The sequence below is a fragment of the Stenotrophomonas maltophilia group sp. RY12688 genome (assembly GCF_052149045.1).
Lineage (GTDB): Bacteria > Pseudomonadota > Gammaproteobacteria > Xanthomonadales > Xanthomonadaceae > Stenotrophomonas > Stenotrophomonas sepilia.
In genome coordinates this window covers 2,043,190-2,060,715 of record NZ_CP197389.1, presented here as the reverse complement: position 1 = coordinate 2,060,715, position 17,526 = coordinate 2,043,190, and the positions used below count along the sequence as shown (strand labels likewise).

Here is a 17,526-nt window from a genome sequence, read left to right as displayed (position 1 = left end):
CAATGAGGTTGCCGGCCAGCGGCCGGCACTGCCAGAAGCGGTCAGCGCGGCTGCTTGACCGGCAGCACCACGCGGAAGCGCGAGCCCACGCCGGGCGTGCTGTCCAGGTCGATGCGGCCGTGGTGCTTGTTGATGATGCTGTAGGAGATCGACAGGCCCAGGCCGGTGCCACTGCCAACCGGCTTGGTGGTGAAGAACGGATCGAAGATGCGCTGGCGCAGTTCCGGCGAGATGCCACCGCCGGTATCTTCGAACTCGACCCAAACGTGATCGCCATCAACGCCGGTACGCACCGTGATCGTGCCGCGCTCGGCGATGGCATGGCCGGCGTTGAGCAGCAGGTTCATGTAGACCTGGTTCAACTCCGATGGCAGGCACTCCACCAGGGGCAACTGGCCGAACTCGCGCACCAGGGTGACCTTGTACTTGAGTTCGTTCCAGATGATGTTGATGGTCGATTCCAGGCCCGCGTGCAGGTCGACCAGCTTCCACGACTCGTCGCGGCCGGAATACGAGAAATCCTTCAGGTCGCGCACGATGCGGGTGACCCGCTCGATGCCTTCGCGCGATTCCGCCATCAGCTGCGGCAGGTCGCGGCTGATGAAATCGATATCCAGACGGTCACGGATATCATCGATTTCCGGAATCAGCGCTTTCGGGTCCGGCGCGCGCAGGGCGCGCTCGTAGGCTTCGATCACGGTGAACAGGCTGCGCAGGTATTCCTGCAGGCTGCCCAGGTTGGAGTGCACGTAACCGATCGGGTTGTTGATCTCGTGCGCGACGCCGGCGGCCAGCTGGCCGATCGACGCCATCTTCTCCGACTGCAGCAGCTTTTCCTGGGTGCCATTGAGGCGCAGGTAGGCCTGGCGCAGTTCGGCATGGCGCTGCTGCAGCTCGCGTTCGTAGTCTTCCTGCCCTTCGATGTGGCGGAACAGGGCGAGGAAATGCCCCTGGCCGACCGGACCATGGTGGTACAGATGGGCGATGACCACGCCCTCGCCCAGCGGCAGGCTGCCATTCCAGTGACCATGCTGGCGAGCCTGTTCCAGCGCATCGGGCGGCAGCAGTTCGCGCAGGCGCTGCGGCGGCGGCAACCCGCCGTCCTCGCCACTGGCCAGCAGGTTCTGTGCGGCCGGATTGGCCAGGGCCACCCGCCCGTCATCGGTGAACAGCAGCAGGCCTTCGCGCAGGCGCTCAAGCAGGGCCTGCAGCACCGGCTGCGGCGGAAGGGGGGCGGTAACCAGGGCGTTGGCAGCGGACACGGCGACTCGGGACGTTCGAACAGGCGCCCAATATACGCGGTCATGCAGCGGGCTTCAGCCCGCCGGGAGGGGTTATGCGACCGCCGTCGCCTCAGGCGACGGCGAGGGGCCGGCCGATGCTGACCGTGTGCGACTGGCCCTTGGCATCGTAGGCCGAGGCGTCTTCGGTGCGGCCGAGCTGGCGCAGCGCCCAGTTCACCTCGCGGCGGCGGCGCGACAGCAGCACGCCGTTGGCCCGGTTGCGCTCGGCCAGTTCCTGCAGCTGTTCGCCCTCGCCCACCGGTGGCGCGCCTTCCAGCGCACGCAACGCTTCCAGCTTGGCGCCGGTAGCCCGGATCAGGGCGTGCACGTCGTGCTCGACCAGGGCCTGGCGTTCAACGTCCAGGGCCTGGGCGAGACGCTGCAGCGGCTCGCTCATCGCCGCAGTCATCCGTGCAGCTGCTGGTCCAGATCGAGCATGCGCGATGCGATCGCGTCCGGATTGATCTTGTAGGTGCCGTTCTGCAGCGACTCGCGCACGGCGGCCACGCGCTGGGCGTCGATCGCCGGGGCGGTGGTCAGCTCGCGCTCGATGGCCTGCAGATTGGTGGCCTCGCCGGTCAGGCGCAGGCTGTCGGCCGCCTCGACCGGGCGCGCCGCCGCATCGGTGCTGACACCGGGCTTGTTGGCCGGGGTCGTCACGCTGCGCAGTGCCTGGGGGACCTGCAGGTTGCCGTCGATTTTCTGGCTCATGGGGTGTCCTGGAGTTGCCGTTCACAAGGGATAACGGCCGCAGGGCCGTGATCTTTAGGGATATTTTGCGGTAATTCAACGCGCCACGATTACGTCACCTGCGGCATCGACCGTGCCTTGCACGATCCGCCGCGAGGACAGGTTCTCGACCGAGACCCGTTCGTTCTCACCGGCATCACCCATCGCACGGCCGGCAATGCGGACCTCGACCGAGCCGCGACGCGACACCAGGGCCACATTGTCTCCTCGCTTGATGAGACGCTGCACCACCAGATCGTTGTTCGACAGCAGGGCTCCGGCCTGCAACGGACGGCGGGCGACGCGGCCGATCGCTGCATTGGGATCGGACAGCACCGCGCCGGCAATCCGGGCAGCGTCACGCTGGGCAGTGGTGATATCGGCGGCAGTGAGGGTTTCTCCAGTGCCGATTCCGCGGTTGAGCACCAGTACGGTCTGGTTGCGCCGCACCTTTACCGGCACGAACAGGCGCCAGCCGCCCGCATCCGGACAGCTGACCTCCACCGTGGTGTTGGCGGTGGGCTGCACCTGTAACGCCCCCCCGCACTTCGGCAGGCGCAGCGCATCGGCCACCTGGGCCTCGCCCTCGCTGCCCGCCGGCAGCGTCGACAAGGCCGCCGCGCGGATGCTTGCCACCGGCTGCCAGTCGGCGGCAGCCGCCCACGGCGAGGCCACGGCCAGCGCGATGGCGAATAGAGATGTGACCCGGCACATGGCGCCTCCTTCAATCGGCAAGAGCTGGCCCAGGTGAGTGCAAGGGGTGTGCCAGAGCGCCGGGGCCCGTTGATCGGATCCGGGATGGGGATGCGACCGGATGGGTAGAGTCGACTGCCAGTCGACTTTCGCGCGAAGCGCGGGGTTTCCCGTGATCGGATCGAAGAGCAGTCGACTGACAGTCGACTCTACAAACGCAGTGTGGAGCGCACAGGTGGCAGAGCGCCCTCAAGTTTGGCGCCCAACGCGCCGATACAGCAGCCATGTCCCATGACCTGCTCAACCGGATCGACCAGCGGACCCGCCTGGCCGGCCACAACCGCCTGGCGCTGCTGCTGTTCCGTCTCGGCGGACGTCAGCTTTTTGGCGTCAATGTCTTCAAGGTGCAGGAAGTCCTGCGGCGCCCGGAGCTGTTCCAGGTACCCGGCCTGCCCAGCCAGTTCGCCGGCGTGGCCGACGTGCGCGGCCGCTCGGTGCCGGTGCTGGACCTGGGCCTGGCCATCGGCCACCCCGAACGTGAGCCCGATGCCGATACCTCGCCGGGTTACCTGGTCGTCACCGAGTTCAACCGCTCGATCCAGGGGTTCCTGGTCAGCGGCGTCGAACGCATCGTCAACATCGCGGTGGAAGACATCCACCCGCCGCCGGAGCTTGGCGCCGAGTCGAGCTACCTGACCGCGGTAACCCGCTTCCAGGGTGAGCTGATCCAGGTGATCGACGTTGAAAGCGTGCTGGCCGATATCGCCCAGGTCCGCGGTGACGCCGTACTCGATCCGGCGATGGCAATGCCCGCCGATGGCCCCCAGCTGCAGGTGCTGGTGGTGGACGACTCGCGCGTGGCCCGCCAGCAGATCCGCAGCGTGCTGGATCAGCTGGGCGTGGGTGCCACCCTGCTTTCCGATGGCAAGCAGGCTCTCGACCACCTCTTGCAGATCCAAGCCTCGGGCGAAAACCCCGCCGAACGCTATGCCATGGTCATCTCCGACATCGAGATGCCGGCCATGGACGGGTACACGCTGACGACGGAAATCCGGCGCCATCCGGGCCTGGCCGGCCTCTACGTGCTGCTGCACACCTCGCTGTCGGGTGTCTTCAACAACGCCATGGTCGAGCGTGTCGGCGCCAACGCCTTCGTCGCCAAGTACTCGCCGCACGAGCTGGCTGACTTCGTGCTGGACCGCCTGCGCAAGGTGGCGATGGCGGCCTGACGGCCACTGATCCGGTAGTGCCGGCCGCTGGCCGGCAACCGCAGATCCATCGGGGAGCCGGCCAGCGGCCGGCACTACCCTCTCGAATTTGGCACACCCCTTGCAGCTTCCCGGGCAACGTTCCCGTGGGAGTGCACCGTGCGCAACCTGATTACCGACTACCTGGGCGTCCACGCCCAGGCCATGCCGTTGCGCGAACAGCGGATGAAGCTGATCGCCAGCAACCTCGGCAATGCCGACACGCCCGGCTACAAGGCCCAGGACCTGGACTTCGATGCCGCCCTGCGCCATGCCCAGGGGCAGGATGCCAACGGCCTGATGGCCACCACCCATGAGCAGCACTACGAAATCAGTAGTGGCCTGAACCCGTTCCAGATCGCGCGCGAGGGCGTGCAGCCCAGCCTGGACGGCAACACCGTCGATCCCGATGCCGAGCGTGCCGCCTATGGCCGAGCCGCGCTCGAGTACCGCGCCTCGCTCAGCTTCGTCGAGAGCAAGGTGCGTTCCATGCTGACCGCGATCACGGGGCAATAAGCCATGAGCAACCTGCCGATCTTCGATATCGCCGGCTCCGCGCTGCAGGCGCAGTCGGTGCGCATGAGCACCATCGCCTCCAACCTCTCCAATGCCGACACCGTCGCCGGTTCTGCCGACGCCGTGTACAAGCCGCTGGAGCCGATCTTCCAGGCCGTCACCAGCAAGAACGATCCCAACATCACCTCGGTGAAGGTGAAGGAGATCACCCAGAGCGAGGCGGCGCCGATCAAGCGCTACGAGCCGGGCCACCCGCTGGCAGACGCCGATGGCTACATCTACCAGCCCGACGTCGATCCGGTGGCGCAGATGGTCAACCTGATCTCGACCTCGCGCAATTACCAGGCCGGCGTGGAGATGTTGACCACCGCCAAGGAACTGGCCCTGGCCACCTTGACCATGGGCCGCTGAGGCCCGCAGCACCGGATACCGCCATGACCACCGCCGTCAACAACCAGACCAGCCAGGACGTCTATTCCGCGCTGGGCCTGAACGCCCCCAACAGCAACGCCACGAAAAAGAAGAACACGCTCGACCAGGCCGACTTCCTGCGCCTGATGACCGAGCAGCTGCAGCACCAGGATCCGCTGAAGCCGATGGACAACACGCAGATGGTCGCGCAGATGGCGCAGATGTCCACCGTGCAGGGCATCACCGATCTGAACAAGACGGTGAAGGGCTTCCAGGAATCGATGGCCAGCGACCAGGTGCTGCGTGGCGCGGCGCTGGTCGGCCACCAGGTGCTGGTGCCATCGGAAAAGCTGGTGCTGGAGAAGGAAGGCAGCGTCGAGGGCACGGTGGCCGCGCCGTCGGCCGGCATCATCACCGTGGATATCACCGATGCCACCGGCGCCAAGGTCACCTCGCTGAGCGTGGAAGCCGAGGCAGCAGGCGAAACCGCCTTCCAGTGGGACGGCAAGGACGCCAACGGCAAGCGCATGGAACCGGGCAAGTATTCCATCGTTGCCAACCATGTCGATACCGCCGGCAAGAGCACCAAGCTGTCCACCTATGTGCAGGCGCCGGTGGAAAGCGTGACCGTCGGATCCGACGGCCTGTACCTGAACCTCAAGGGCCTGGGCACGGCCCCGATCGACTACGTGCTCCGCGTCAGCTGAGCCGCACATCCCGCATCAACCAGGAGCATCCCATGGGCTTCAATGTCTCGCTGTCCGGCATCAATGCCGCCAACACCGACCTGAGCGTCACCGCCAACAACGTCGCCAACGTCAACACCACCGGCTTCAAGCAGTCGCGCGCCGAGTTCGCCGATCTGTTCGCCTCCACCAGCTATGGCCTGTCGAAGAACCAGACCGGCTCGGGCGTGCGCGTCTCCAACGTCGCCCAGCAGTTCATCCAGGGCCACAACGAGCAGACCGGGCGCAGCCTGGACATGGCCATTTCCGGTGAGGGCTTCTTCACCATGAACATGAACGGTTCGCGTGTGTATTCGCGTGCCGGCAACTTCCAGACCGATTCGGCCGGCTACGTGGTCAATCCGCAGGGCGCGCGCCTGCAGGTGTTCGCGCCGAATGCCGATGGCACCAACTTCGACGCCGGCCGCCTGGTCGACCTGCAGCTGTTGACCACCGACAGCCCGCCGAAGCAGACCAGCGAAGTGAAGGTGGGCTTCACCCTGCCGGCCAACGCCAAGCAGCCGACCGTGGCCACGTTCGACCCGACCGACTCCAACAGCTACAACCACTCCAGCGGCGGCATCACCGTGTACGACTCGCTGGGCGTGAGCCACATCCAGGTCTCGTACTTCGTGAAGGGCGCCAACCCCAACGAATGGACCGTGCACAACTATGTCGATGGCCAGCCCGCTGGCACCCCGACCGCGGTCACCTTCGACAACAGCGGCAAGTTGACCGCCCCGGCCAACGGCAAGGTTGGCCTCGGCACCTTCACCCCGACCACGGGCGCTGGCCAGCTGAACATGACGCTGGACATCAGCGGTTCGACCCAGTACGGCGAGAAGTTCGCCCTGCGCAACACCCAGCAGGACGGCTATGCCGCCGGCAAGCTCAACGAGATCACTGTGTCCGAGTCGGGCGTGGTCTATGCGCGCTACTCCAACGGCGACGACAAGCCGCTGGGCCAGGTCGCACTGACCACCTTCAACAACACCCAGGGACTGGAATCGAAGGGCAACAACCTGTGGGTGGAGACCTTCGAGTCAGGCACGCCGCGCACCGGAATGCCGGACACCTCCAATCTCGGCAAGATCCAGGCCGGCTCGCTGGAAGCGTCCACCGTCGATCTCACCGAGCAGCTGGTCAACATGATCACCGCGCAGCGCAACTTCCAGGCCAACGCGCAGATGATCACCACGCAGGACCAGATCACCCAGACCGTCATCAACATCCGTTGATGAGCTGCTGACCCTGTCACGGAACTCCCCGCATGGATAAAGCCCTTTACGTGGCGATGACCGGTGCCCGCGCCTCCCTGCAGGCGCAGGGAACGCTCAGCCACAACCTCGCCAACTCGGACACTCCTGGCTTCAAGGAAGCGCTGGCCAACACCGAAGCCTTCCCGATCAAGGGTCCGGGCTTTGCCTCGCGGGTGGATGCGCTGCACGTCGACGCCGGCTTCAACCGCCGGCCCGGCGCGCAGCACATCACCGGCAAACCGCTGGACCTTGCACTGCAGAGCGGCACCTGGCTGGCGGTGCAGGCGAGCGATGGCAGCGAAGCGTATACGCGTGGCGCAGCCCTGTCGGTGACGCCGAACGGCCAGCTGGTGACCTCTGGCGGCCGCACGGTGCTGGATGACAACAACAACCCGGTCGCCATTCCGCCCTACCAGGCGATGGAGATCGGCGCCGACGGCACGATCTCGATCATCCCGCAGGGCGAAGGCCCGCAGACGATGGCGCAGATCGGCCGGATCAAGGTGGTGCAGGCGCCGGACGAGCGCCTCGAGCGCGGCCTGGATGGCCTGTTCCGCAACACCGACCCGCGCCAGCCGTTCGCACCGGCACAGGGCACCGCCGTGCACAGCGGGCAACTGGAGGGCAGCAACGTCGATGCCGCCGGTGCGCTGGTGCAGATGATCCAGCTGCAGCGCCAGTACGAAATGCAGGTTCAGGTGATCAAGCACGGCGACGACAACGCGCGCAGCGCCAACAGCCTGCTCCGCCTGGGCAGCTGACGGATTTCCGGCGCCGCCCGGGCGCGGCGCTGGCACACCGCTTGCACACCCGCTACCAAGGGCCGCATTGCGCGGCCGGCTTCACCCAGACAGGACTCCGAAGATGAACCAGGCATTGTGGATCGCGAAAACCGGACTGGATGCGCAGCAGATGCGCATGTCGGTGGTTTCCAACAACCTCGCCAACACCAACACCACCGGCTTCAAGCAGGACCGCGCCAGCTTCGAGGACCTGCTGTACCAGCAGGTGCGCCAGCCGGGCGGCTCTTCGTCGGCGCAGACGCAGCTGCCGACCGGCCTGCAGCTGGGTACCGGCGTGCGCGTGGTCGCCACCGCCAAGAACTTCGAGCAGGGTGGCCAGCAGCAGACCGGCCGCGCACTGGACGTGATGGTCAACGGACGCGGCTTCTTCGAAGTGCAGATGCCCGACGGCAGCTCGGCCTACACCCGTGATGGCTCGTTCAAGATCAACCAGGACAGCGAGCTGGTCACCAACAGCGGCTACCCGGTGCAGCCGGGCATCCAGATTCCCGAGGGCGCGCAGTCGGTCACCATCGGCAGCGACGGCACCATCAGCGTGAAGATGGCCGACAACGCCGCCTCGGTGGAAGTCGGTGCGCTGACCCTGACCGACTTCGTCAATCCGGCCGGCCTGCAGGCGCGTGGCGAGAACCTGTTCCTGGAGACCACGGCCTCGGGCCCGGCACAGAACGGCAATCCCGGCCTGAACGGCCTCGGCACCGTGGTGCAGGGTGCGCTGGAAGGCAGCAACGTCAATGTGGTGGAAGAGCTGGTGTCGATGATCGAAACCCAGCGCGCCTACGAAATGAATGCCAAGGCGATCTCCACCACCGACTCGATGCTCGGCTATCTCAACAACAAGATCTGACCGGCCCAACCGGGAAACCGCCATGTCGCCCATTTCCAACCTCGCCCGTACTGCCCTCGCCTGCACCGTGGTCGCCCTGCTCGGTGGCTGCGTGATCGCGGGCGACGTGCGCCCCTATCCGGCGATGGCACCGATCCAGCCGATCATGCCGCCGCAGGCCGCGCCCACGGCCGGTGCGATCTACGCCGCTGGCCCGACCCTGCAGCTGTATTCGGACCGCCGCGCACGCGATGTCGGCGACCTGCTGACGATCACCCTGCTGGAAAACACCACCGCGCAGACCAGCGCCAACACAGCCACCAACAAGGAATCCAACCTGAGCCTGGGCACGCCGTCCATCCTTGGTGCGCCGGTCACCCTGGGCGGCAAGGACATCCTCAGTGCGACGGCCAAGGGCGCGCGTGACTTCACCGGCAAGGGCAACAGCGCGCAGAGCAACCGCCTGCAGGGCAGCGTCACGGTCACGGTGATCCAGCGCCTGCCCAACGGCAACCTGGTGGTGCAGGGGCAGAAAAACCTGCGGCTGAACCAGGGTGATGAACTGGTGCAGGTGCAGGGCATCGTGCGCCCGGGCGACATCAGCCAGGACAACACCATCCCTTCCAGCCGCGTGGCCGAGGCCCGCATCGTCTACGGCGGCCGCGGCCCGGTCGCGCAGTCCAACGCGATGGGCTGGCTGAGCCGCTTCTTCAATTCCGGCCTGACGCCGTTCTGAGTATGGCCATGAAAGCTCTCTTCTCTTCTACGTGGCAGCGACGCATGGCGTCGCTCTACGGATCATTCTTCCTTCTGCTGGCAATGGCTGCGCCTGCCAGCGCCGAGCGCATCAAGGACCTGGCCCAGGTCGGCGGCGTGCGCGGCAATGCGCTGGTGGGCTATGGCCTGGTGGTCGGCCTGGATGGCAGCGGCGACCGTACCAGCCAGGCACCCTTTACAGTGCAGAGCCTGAAAAACCTGCTTGGCGAGCTGGGCGTGAACGTGCCGCCGAACGTCAATCCGCAGCTGAAGAACGTGGCCGCCGTGGCGATCCACGCCGAACTGCCGCCGTTCGCCAAGCCGGGCCAGCCGATCGACATCACGGTGTCTTCGATCGGCAACGCGGTGTCGCTGCGCGGCGGCTCGCTGCTGATGGCCCCGCTGCGCGGCGCCGATGGCCAGATCTATGCCATCGCCCAGGGCAATCTGATCGTGGGTGGCTTTGGCGCGCAGGGCAAGGACGGCTCCCGTGTCTCGGTGAACGTGCCCAGCGTCGGCCGTATTCCCAACGGCGCCACCGTGGAGCGTGCCCTGCCCGATCCGCTGGCCAACGGCGGCGACATCACCCTGAACCTGCACAACAACGATTTCACCACGGTCTCGCGCATGGTCGCCGCGCTGAACAACGCATTCGGCGAAGGCGCGGCGCGCGCGATCGATGGCGTGACCGTCGCCGTCACCGCACCGACCGATCCGGGCGCACGCATCGGCCTGCTGGCGCGCATCGAGAACCTGGAACTGACCCCGGGCAGCGCCCCGGCCAAGGTGGTGGTCAATTCACGCACCGGCACCGTGGTCATCGGCCAGCAGGTGCGCGTGGGGCCGGCCGCGATATCGCATGGTTCGCTGACCGTGACCATCCAGGAAAACACCAACGTCAGCCAGCCCAATGCGCTGTCGGGCGGCCGTACCGTTGCCAGCCCGCAGTCCACCATCACCGCCACCAACGACGGCAGCCGCATGTTCAAGTTCAGCGGCGGCACCACCCTGGACGAAATCGTGCATGCGGTGAACGCCGTAGGCGCGGCACCGGGCGACCTGATCGCGATCCTGGAAGCCCTGAAGCAGGCCGGCGCACTGAGTGCCGAGCTTGAGGTGATCTGACATGCGCATCAATCCCGCATTCGACCTGCACCCGGCGCAGCAGAACGATCCGGCGAAGATCGACAAGGTCGCTCGCCAGCTGGAAGGCCAGTTCGCACAGATGCTGGTCAAGAGCATGCGCGATGCCAGCTTCGGCGACTCGCTGTTTCCCGGCGAGAACAAGATGTTCCGCGACATGTACGACCAGAAGATTGCCGAGGCGATGACCCGCGGCAAGGGCCTGGGCCTGTCCGGCATGATCACCCGCCAGCTGTCCGGCCAGGCCGCCGAAGGTCCGGCACTGGATACCCGCGTGGATCCGGCCAAGGCCAGCCGCGCTTACCAGCTCAACGCGCCGGCCAGGCCGGCACCGTCGCTGCCCCTGGAAGATGGCAGCCAGGCCGTGCGCATACTGCAGCAGATGGCCGCAGGCGCGCAGCACGGTGCGCAGGCCGCGCTGGCACCGATGGAGCAGGCACTGGACCTGATCGCCGGCCGTGAGAGCAGCGGCCTGCACCGCTCGCTGGGCACCGAGGATCCGTACATCGGCAGCCTGCAGGGCGAGGACTGGGCCGCCAACAGCGACCAGTGGACGGCGACGGCCAGCAATCGCGGCACGGCCGTGAGCCCGGCCGATGCCCTGGCCACGCGCACCGCGGTCGCCCAGCTCGGCGAGCATACCCCGGAGGGCTTCGTCGCCAGTATCTGGCAGCACGCACAGAGCGCGGCCAGGGAACTGGGCGTGGACGCCCGCGCCCTGGTCGCGCAGGCCGCGCTGGAGACCGGCTGGGGCAAGCGCCACATCAAGCATGCCGATGGCAGCACCTCGCACAACCTGTTCGGCATCAAGGCCACTGGCTGGAACGGCCAGCGCGCCACGGCCGGCACCCATGAATATGTCGATGGCGTGCGCCGCAACGAAACCGCCAGCTTCCGCGCCTACGGTTCAGCGGCCGAGAGCTTTGCCGACTACGTGCGCCTGCTGAAGACCAGCCCGCGCTACCAGCAGGCCCTGCAGGCCGGCACCGACGTGCAGGGCTTCGCCCGTGGCCTCCAGCGCGCCGGTTACGCCACCGATCCGCGCTACGCCGCCAAGATCGCTGCGATCGCCGGCGGCCCGACCATCGAGCGCGCCGTAGCCGCCGTGGCCGACGCCGGCTCGCGCCTTGGCCAGACCTTCGCCAGCACCGCGACCGCGGCGCTGGGTATCACCCGTCGTTGAGGAACACCATGTCCAGCGTACTTTCCACCGGTACCGGTGCCCTGCTCGCCTTCCAGCGAGCGTTGGCGACCACCAGCCACAACGTGGCCAACCTCAATACACCCGGCTACAGCCGGCAGAAGGTCAACTTCGCCACCGCCGATCCACAGAACTATGGCTACGGCACGGTCGGCAACGGCACCCGCATCACCGACATCCGTCGCACGGCCGACCAGCTGGCGATCTCGCGCCTGCTCGACAGCAGCGGTGAGCTGGCGCGCCTGAAGCAGCTTTCGGGCATGGCCGACCGGGTCAACGCCCTGTTCTCCGATGCTGCCACCAACGTGGCCGGCGTCTGGTCGAACTTCTTCGACTCGGTCAGTGGCCTGTCGTCCAACGCGGCCGGCACCGCCGACCGCCAGAACATGCTCGACGGTGGCAAGGCGCTGGCCAACCGATTCGTGCAGCTCAACACGCACCTGAACAATCTCAACAGCGAGGTCAACAACGGCCTGCTGGCCGGTGCGACCGAGGTCAACCGCCTTGCGCAGGAGATCGCGCAGATCAACGGTGCCATCGGCACCAACATTGCCTCGGCTGCACCGGACCTGCTCGACCGCCGCGATCAGCTGATCACCCAGCTGATCGGCTACACCGGTGGCACCGCGGTGATCCAGGACGGCGGCATCATGAATGTCTACACTGCCGGCGGCAACGCGCTGGTGGTGGGTACCACGGCGACCAAGGTCACCACCGTGGCCGATCCTTACCAGCCCGAGCGCCTGCAGTTGGCACTGGAGACCCAGGGCAACACCATCCGTCTCGACCCGAAGGCGGTCGGTGGCCAGATCGGTGGCCTGCTGGAATTCCGCGACACCGTGCTGACGCCTGCGCAGGCCGAACTGGGCAAGCTGGCGGTGGGCCTGGCCGAAAGCTTCAACCAGGTCCACCACCAGGGTGTGGATCTGTATGGCCAGATGGGCGGGGACTTCTTCAACATCGGCAGCCCGCGCGTGACCGGCAACAACAGCAATACCGGAACCGCCAGCCTCAGCGCCACCTATGGCGACCTGGGCAAACTGGACGCGCAGAACGTGGTGCTGCAGTTCGATGGCACCACCTGGAAGGCCAGCCGCGCCGACACCGGCGCCAGCATTCCCCTGACCGGTACCGGCACCGCCGCCGATCCGCTGGTGATCAACGGCGTGAACCTGGTCGTCGGCGGCACCCCGGCGGCCAATGACCGCTTCCTGCTGCAGCCCACCGCCGGCGTGGCCGGCAGCCTGGAGATGGCCATCACCGATCCGTCGCGCATTGCCGCGGCCGCCGCAGTCAAGGGCGCAGCCGCCACCGCCAACACCGGTACCGGCAAACTGAGCGGCGTCACCGTCACCGATTCGGCCAACGCGAACCTGCGCAATCCGTCGGCGATCGTGTTCACCTCGGCGACCACCTACACCATCGACGGTGGCCCGCCCCAGACCTATACGCCTGGCCAGACCATCAGTGCCAACGGCTGGAGCTTCGTACTGGACGGTGCGCCGAAGGTGGGCGATACCTTCAACATCACCCCGACCCCGGCTGGTTCGTCGGACAACAGCAACGCCTCCAGGTTGGCCAAGGTGGAAAGCACGAAGGCCTTCAACGCCGGAACGGTGACACTGAACGGTGCACTGGGTGGCCTGACCACCCAGGTCGGCGCCGCCGCCCGCTCGGCCGAGTACTCGCTCGATGCGCAGCTGGTGATCAATGACAAGGCACAGGAAGCCCGCGACGAGGTCTCCGGCGTGAATCTGGACGAAGAGGCCGCCGACATGCTGCGCCTGCAGCAGGCCTACCAGGCCGCCTCGCAGCTGATCTCCACCGCCGACAGCATGTTCCAGACCATCCTGGGAGCCGTCCGCCGATGAGCAGCCGAATCTCCACCAGCATGATGTTCAACCAGTCGGTGTCGCTGATGATGGCCAAGCAGGCCAAGCTCAGCCACCTGGAGCAGCAGATTGCTACTGGCAGCAAGATCGTCAGCGCCAAGGACGATCCGGTTGCCGCCGGCACTGCAGTCGGCCTTGACCGCAGCCTGGCCGCACTGGACCGCATGAAGCTCAACGCCGGCAATGTGCAGAACCGCCTGGGCGTGCAGGAAAACACCCTGGCGCAGGTCAACGACCTGATGGCGCGCGTCAACGATCTGACCATCCAGGCCAGCAATCCGGCACTGAGCGCGGCCGACAAGAAGACGCTGATCACCGAGGTCAACCAGATCCGCGATGGCCTGCTGTCGCTGGCCAACGCCGACGATGGTACCGGCCGCTACGTGTTCGGTGGCACCAACGACGGTGACCCGCCGTTCGCCAAGATCAACGGCAAGGTCGTCTATCGCGGCGACCAGACCCAGCGCCAGGTTGAAGTCGGCCCCGATACCTATGTTCGCGACGCCCTGCCCGGCAGCGAGATCTTCATGCGCATCCCCACCGGCGACGGCTTCGTTGACGGCAGCGCCGCGGCCGGCAACACCGGCAACGGCGTGCTGACCAACATCACCCGCGACGGCAGCGACAGCTGGAACGGCCAGGGCTTCAGCGTGCGCTTCACCACCGGCACCCAGTACGAGGTGGTGGATGGTGCGGGCAACGTGACCGGCACCGGCACCTACAAGGCTGGCGACGACCTGGAAGTGAACGGTGTGCGCCTGCGCATCACCGGCGCACCCGCAGCGGGCGACAGCTTCAGCGTACAGGCCGCCAGCAGCCGCGACATCTTCGCCACCATGGACAACCTGGTCGCCGCGCTGGGTGCCGACACCGGTACCACCGCGCAGATGACTGCGCAGCAGAATCAGCTGCAGAGCGCACTGCGCGACGTGGCGCGCGCCTCGGAGCGGATGATCGATTCGCGCGCTGCCGGTGGTGCGCAGTTGAAGGCGCTGGACAACGCGGCGGAGATGCGCGAGGCCAATGGCGTGACCCTGAAGACCACGCTGTCGCAGATGCGCGACCTGGATTACGCCGATGCACTGAGCCAGTACCAGCTGCAGAGCACCGCACTGCAGGCGGCGCAGACGATCTTCTCGCAGATGCAGTCGATGTCGCTGTTCAACAAGCTGCGCTGACGCCTCTCCTGCGTCACCCCTGAAAGGCCGCGATGCCCTGCATCGCGGCCTTTTTCGTTTGCGCGCCTGCCCGCCACCACGCGGCCCTCTGGCCATCTCCGGCCGATTCTCCGTGATTGCCCATCAAGCCGGGTCGCACCCCGCCGATACCTTCATCAGCGCTGGTCAGGCCCTGCCCGACCGCCCCGCCCGGGGTCGCTTCCATCCTGGCAACAGGGCTGAAAACCCCGGGAAAACAGCTTCAGGCAACGAATTCCGGCTTCAGCGGAATTCACGGCTAAAGGTTGTTGACAAAGCGCCGTTATTCATTTGGCAACGGCGAAGCACACAGCCACACAAAAAAACAGGCGGCGCTTCGTTTCATTCACCAACGGGTTCCATATAAGAGGAGACGACCCCATGGCACAGGTAATCAACACCAATACGATGTCGCTCAACGCTCAGCGCAACCTGAGCACCAGCGGCAGCTCGCTCGCTACCACCATCCAGCGCCTCTCGTCCGGCCTGCGCATCAACAGCGCGAAGGACGACGCGGCCGGCCTGGCCATCAGCGAGCGCTTCACCACCCAGATCCGCGGTCTGGACGTGGCCATCCGCAACGCCAACGACGGCATCTCGCTGGCCCAGGTCGCCGAGGGTTCGCTGAACGAAGTCGGCAACAACCTGCAGCGCATCCGCGAACTGGGTGTGCAGGCCTCCAACGCCACCAACTCGGCCAGCGACCGCAAGGCCCTGCAGGCGGAAGTGACCCAGCTGGTCTCGGAAATCGATCGTGTGGCCAAGCAGGCCGACTTCAACGGCACCAAGCTGCTGGACGGCAGCTTCACCAGCCAGCTGTTCCAGGTGGGCGCCAACGCCGGCCAGGCCATCGCCATCAACAGCGTGGTCAACGCCAAGGCCGATTCGCTGGGGGCTGCCACCTTCGCCAACGGCTACACCGGTACTGCGCTGGCGGTGGACAAGGCCACGGCCGACACCACCTACTCCGGCCTGCAGGTCTCGGTCACCCCGCCGGGCGGCACCGCCACCACGGTCACCATCAGCGACTTCACCGTGAAGGCCGGCGAGTCGATCACCTCGGCCACCGCTGCGGCGATCAACAACAAGCTGGGTGAAACCGGCGTGGTGGCCTCGGTCAATGCCGGCGTCATCAGCCTGGCTTCGGTCAAGGATGGCCAGACCTTCGCCCTGGGCGTCAGCGCGGCAACCCCGCCGGCCGGCGTCACCGCCGCGACCATCGCCGGCCTGGGCCTGACCGAGACCAGCACCAACGGCGGCACCCTGACCGGTGCAGCAGCCAGCTTCGTCAAGGACCTGAACGTCACCACCGCCGAAGGCGCACAGAAGGCGATGTCGATCGTCGACAAGGCCCTGGAATCGGTCAACAGCGTCCGCGCCGACCTCGGCGCGATCCAGAACCGCTTCACCTCGGTGGTCGCCAACCTGCAGACCTCCTCGGAGAACCTGTCCGCATCGCGCAGCCGCATCCGCGATACCGACTTCGCCAAGGAAACCGCCGAACTGACCCGCACCCAGATCCTGCAGCAGGCCGGTACGGCCATGCTGGCCCAGGCCAACCAGGTACCGCAGAACGTGCTCAGCCTGTTGCAGCGCTGACATGAGCCGCCCCCGGGGCACGTCGGGGGCGTCTGACCCAACTCACGTGCAACCGCTCAAGGACCTCTCCTCATGGCACAAGTCATCAACACCAATACGATGTCGTTGAATGCTCAGCGTAACCTGAGCACCAGCGGCAGCTCGCTGGCTACCACCATCCAGCGCCTGTCCTCCGGTTCGCGCATCAACAGCGCCAAGGACGACGCCGCCGGCCTGGCGATCTCCGAGCGCTTCGGCACGCAGATCCGCGGTACCGACGTCGCCATCCGCAACGCCAACGACGGCATCTCGCTGGCCCAGGTCGCCGAAGGTTCGCTGACCGAAATCGGCAACAACCTGCAGCGCGTCCGCGAGCTGTCGGTGCAGGCCGCCAACGCCACCAACTCGGCCAGCGACCGCAAGGCGCTGCAGGCCGAAGTGACCCAGCTGGTCTCGGAAATCGACCGCGTTGCCAAGCAGTCGGACTTCAACGGCACCAAGCTGCTGGACGGCTCGTTCTCCAGCCAGCTGTTCCAGGTCGGTGCCAACGCCGGCCAGGCCATCGCCATCGACAAGACCATCGACGCCAAGGCCAACGCCCTGGGCGGTGCCCAGTTCGCCACGGCCACTGCTGCCGTCACCGGTGCCGACAACGTTGATACCGCTGTTGCCGCGTTCACCATCACCGACAGCAAGGGCACCGTCGTCAACTTCGACGCGATGACCGTGAAGAGCGTCGGCGATGCGGCCGCCAACACCGCGGCAGCCGGCAAGGCCGTCGCAACCGCGATCAATGCCAAGATCGGCGAGACCGGCGTCTATGCCGAAGCCGACGCGGCCGGCGCGCTCACCCTGACCTCGGTCAAGGACAGCGTCAACAATGCCGGTGCTTTCACGGCCTTCAGCAGCACCATCGCTGGGTTCACCGCAGGTGCCGCGCCGACCGCCAAGTTCGCCGACAAGATCGACGTGTCCACCGTGAAGGGTGCACAGCAGGCGATGGAAGTGGTCGACAAGGCCCTGGGTGCGATCAACAGCACCCGTGCCGACCTCGGTGCGATCCAGAACCGCTTCACCTCGGTGGTGGCCAACCTGCAGACCTCGTCGGAAAACCTGTCGGCTTCGCGTAGCCGCATCAAGGACACCGACTTCGCCAAGGAAACCGCAGAGCTGACCCGCACCCAGATCCTGCAGCAGGCCGGTACGGCCATGCTGGCCCAGGCCAACCAGGTGCCGCAGGGCGTGCTCAGCCTGCTGCGCTGATCCAC

18 protein-coding genes are annotated in these 17,526 nt (G+C 66.5%); 14 read left to right on the top strand and 4 right to left on the bottom strand.

Annotated features, from left to right (window positions below):
* Window positions 1-41 precede the first annotated feature (41 nt).
* The 4 genes from ACS0OT_RS09690 to flgA all read right to left on the bottom strand — a co-directional run bounded on the left by ACS0OT_RS09690 (window position 42) and on the right by flgA (window position 2,726).
* Window positions 42-1,262 (bottom strand): ATP-binding protein, encoded by a 1,221-nt coding sequence (locus ACS0OT_RS09690; RefSeq protein ID WP_053496680.1) that lies wholly within the window; start codon window positions 1,260-1,262, stop codon window positions 42-44.
* A gap of 91 nt (window positions 1,263-1,353) precedes the next feature.
* Window positions 1,354-1,692 carry a FlgN family protein gene (locus ACS0OT_RS09685; RefSeq protein WP_014037132.1) on the bottom strand — a complete coding sequence of 113 codons (339 nt, stop codon included), beginning with the start codon at window positions 1,690-1,692 and terminating at the stop codon, window positions 1,354-1,356.
* On the bottom strand, window positions 1,689-1,994 hold the full coding sequence (flgM, locus tag ACS0OT_RS09680) for a flagellar biosynthesis anti-sigma factor FlgM (protein WP_005409579.1): 306 nt from the start codon (window positions 1,992-1,994) through the stop codon (window positions 1,689-1,691). Before flgM ends, ACS0OT_RS09685 begins: the two co-directional genes overlap by 4 nt.
* Window positions 1,995-2,069: 75 nt before the next feature.
* Window positions 2,070-2,726 carry a flagellar basal body P-ring formation chaperone FlgA gene (flgA, locus tag ACS0OT_RS09675; protein ID WP_005416463.1) on the bottom strand — a complete coding sequence of 219 codons (657 nt, stop codon included), beginning with the start codon at window positions 2,724-2,726 and terminating at the stop codon, window positions 2,070-2,072.
* A gap of 263 nt (window positions 2,727-2,989) precedes the next feature.
* On the opposite strand from flgA, the gene ACS0OT_RS09670 reads away from it, so the two are divergent.
* The 14 genes from ACS0OT_RS09670 (at window position 2,990) to ACS0OT_RS09605 (ending at window position 17,521) form a co-directional block, all read left to right on the top strand.
* The gene (locus ACS0OT_RS09670; RefSeq protein ID WP_005416462.1) at window positions 2,990-3,934 is read left to right on the top strand and encodes a chemotaxis protein; all 945 of its coding nucleotides are present in this window, start codon (window positions 2,990-2,992) and stop codon (window positions 3,932-3,934) included.
* A gap of 138 nt (window positions 3,935-4,072) precedes the next feature.
* Complete coding sequence (gene flgB / locus ACS0OT_RS09665; protein ID WP_005409576.1) at window positions 4,073-4,468, top strand: flagellar basal body rod protein FlgB; 396 nt, start codon at window positions 4,073-4,075, stop codon at window positions 4,466-4,468.
* A gap of 3 nt (window positions 4,469-4,471) precedes the next feature.
* Window positions 4,472-4,879 (top strand): flagellar basal body rod protein FlgC, encoded by a 408-nt coding sequence (flgC, locus tag ACS0OT_RS09660; protein WP_005416461.1) that lies wholly within the window; start codon window positions 4,472-4,474, stop codon window positions 4,877-4,879.
* A 23-nt stretch (window positions 4,880-4,902) separates the two neighbouring features.
* Window positions 4,903-5,586, top strand: coding sequence for a flagellar hook assembly protein FlgD (locus ACS0OT_RS09655; RefSeq protein ID WP_262220067.1), 684 nt, complete (start codon window positions 4,903-4,905; stop codon window positions 5,584-5,586).
* Window positions 5,587-5,618: 32 nt separating this feature from the next.
* Complete coding sequence (gene flgE / locus ACS0OT_RS09650; protein ID WP_005416459.1) at window positions 5,619-6,842, top strand: flagellar hook protein FlgE; 1,224 nt, start codon at window positions 5,619-5,621, stop codon at window positions 6,840-6,842.
* Window positions 6,843-6,874: 32 nt separating this feature from the next.
* Entirely contained in the window at window positions 6,875-7,624 is a 750-nt protein-coding gene (locus ACS0OT_RS09645) for a flagellar basal body rod protein FlgF (RefSeq protein ID WP_139727063.1), read from the top strand.
* A gap of 103 nt (window positions 7,625-7,727) precedes the next feature.
* Window positions 7,728-8,513, top strand: coding sequence for a flagellar basal-body rod protein FlgG (gene flgG / locus ACS0OT_RS09640; protein ID WP_005416457.1), 786 nt, complete (start codon window positions 7,728-7,730; stop codon window positions 8,511-8,513).
* A 22-nt stretch (window positions 8,514-8,535) separates the two neighbouring features.
* Entirely contained in the window at window positions 8,536-9,228 is a 693-nt protein-coding gene (gene flgH, locus ACS0OT_RS09635) for a flagellar basal body L-ring protein FlgH (RefSeq protein ID WP_005416456.1), read from the top strand.
* Between the two features lie 2 nt (window positions 9,229-9,230).
* Window positions 9,231-10,373 (top strand): flagellar basal body P-ring protein FlgI, encoded by a 1,143-nt coding sequence (locus ACS0OT_RS09630; protein ID WP_032954158.1) that lies wholly within the window; start codon window positions 9,231-9,233, stop codon window positions 10,371-10,373.
* Between the two features lies 1 nt (window position 10,374).
* Entirely contained in the window at window positions 10,375-11,574 is a 1,200-nt protein-coding gene (flgJ, locus tag ACS0OT_RS09625; RefSeq protein WP_329953624.1) for a flagellar assembly peptidoglycan hydrolase FlgJ, read from the top strand.
* A gap of 8 nt (window positions 11,575-11,582) precedes the next feature.
* Complete coding sequence (gene flgK, locus ACS0OT_RS09620; protein ID WP_053496686.1) at window positions 11,583-13,463, top strand: flagellar hook-associated protein FlgK; 1,881 nt, start codon at window positions 11,583-11,585, stop codon at window positions 13,461-13,463.
* Entirely contained in the window at window positions 13,460-14,662 is a 1,203-nt protein-coding gene (flgL, locus tag ACS0OT_RS09615; RefSeq protein WP_053496687.1) for a flagellar hook-associated protein FlgL, read from the top strand. The genes flgK and flgL overlap by 4 nt, the downstream gene beginning before the upstream one ends.
* A gap of 399 nt (window positions 14,663-15,061) precedes the next feature.
* Window positions 15,062-16,279: a flagellin gene (locus ACS0OT_RS09610; RefSeq protein WP_005416451.1), complete on the top strand. Its 1,218-nt coding sequence runs from the start codon at window positions 15,062-15,064 to the stop codon at window positions 16,277-16,279.
* 72 nt (window positions 16,280-16,351) lie between these two features.
* Window positions 16,352-17,521 (top strand): flagellin, encoded by a 1,170-nt coding sequence (locus ACS0OT_RS09605; RefSeq protein WP_061478706.1) that lies wholly within the window; start codon window positions 16,352-16,354, stop codon window positions 17,519-17,521.
* Window positions 17,522-17,526 lie beyond the last annotated feature (5 nt).

Coding starts and splice junctions, on each gene's coding strand:
- flgG (WP_005416457.1), top strand. CDS start 7,728: ATGAACCAGGCATTGTGGATCGCGAAAACCGGACTGGATGCGCAGCAG.
- flgJ (WP_329953624.1), top strand. CDS start 10,375: ATGCGCATCAATCCCGCATTCGACCTGCACCCGGCGCAGCAGAACGAT.
- ACS0OT_RS09655 (WP_262220067.1), top strand. CDS start 4,903: ATGACCACCGCCGTCAACAACCAGACCAGCCAGGACGTCTATTCCGCG.
- flgL (WP_053496687.1), top strand. CDS start 13,460: ATGAGCAGCCGAATCTCCACCAGCATGATGTTCAACCAGTCGGTGTCG.
- flgA (WP_005416463.1), bottom strand. CDS start 2,726: ATGTGCCGGGTCACATCTCTATTCGCCATCGCGCTGGCCGTGGCCTCG.
- flgM (WP_005409579.1), bottom strand. CDS start 1,994: ATGAGCCAGAAAATCGACGGCAACCTGCAGGTCCCCCAGGCACTGCGC.
- flgK (WP_053496686.1), top strand. CDS start 11,583: ATGTCCAGCGTACTTTCCACCGGTACCGGTGCCCTGCTCGCCTTCCAG.
- ACS0OT_RS09630 (WP_032954158.1), top strand. CDS start 9,231: ATGGCCATGAAAGCTCTCTTCTCTTCTACGTGGCAGCGACGCATGGCG.
- ACS0OT_RS09610 (WP_005416451.1), top strand. CDS start 15,062: ATGGCACAGGTAATCAACACCAATACGATGTCGCTCAACGCTCAGCGC.
- flgE (WP_005416459.1), top strand. CDS start 5,619: ATGGGCTTCAATGTCTCGCTGTCCGGCATCAATGCCGCCAACACCGAC.
- flgC (WP_005416461.1), top strand. CDS start 4,472: ATGAGCAACCTGCCGATCTTCGATATCGCCGGCTCCGCGCTGCAGGCG.
- ACS0OT_RS09605 (WP_061478706.1), top strand. CDS start 16,352: ATGGCACAAGTCATCAACACCAATACGATGTCGTTGAATGCTCAGCGT.
- ACS0OT_RS09685 (WP_014037132.1), bottom strand. CDS start 1,692: ATGACTGCGGCGATGAGCGAGCCGCTGCAGCGTCTCGCCCAGGCCCTG.
- ACS0OT_RS09645 (WP_139727063.1), top strand. CDS start 6,875: ATGGATAAAGCCCTTTACGTGGCGATGACCGGTGCCCGCGCCTCCCTG.
- ACS0OT_RS09670 (WP_005416462.1), top strand. CDS start 2,990: ATGTCCCATGACCTGCTCAACCGGATCGACCAGCGGACCCGCCTGGCC.
- flgH (WP_005416456.1), top strand. CDS start 8,536: ATGTCGCCCATTTCCAACCTCGCCCGTACTGCCCTCGCCTGCACCGTG.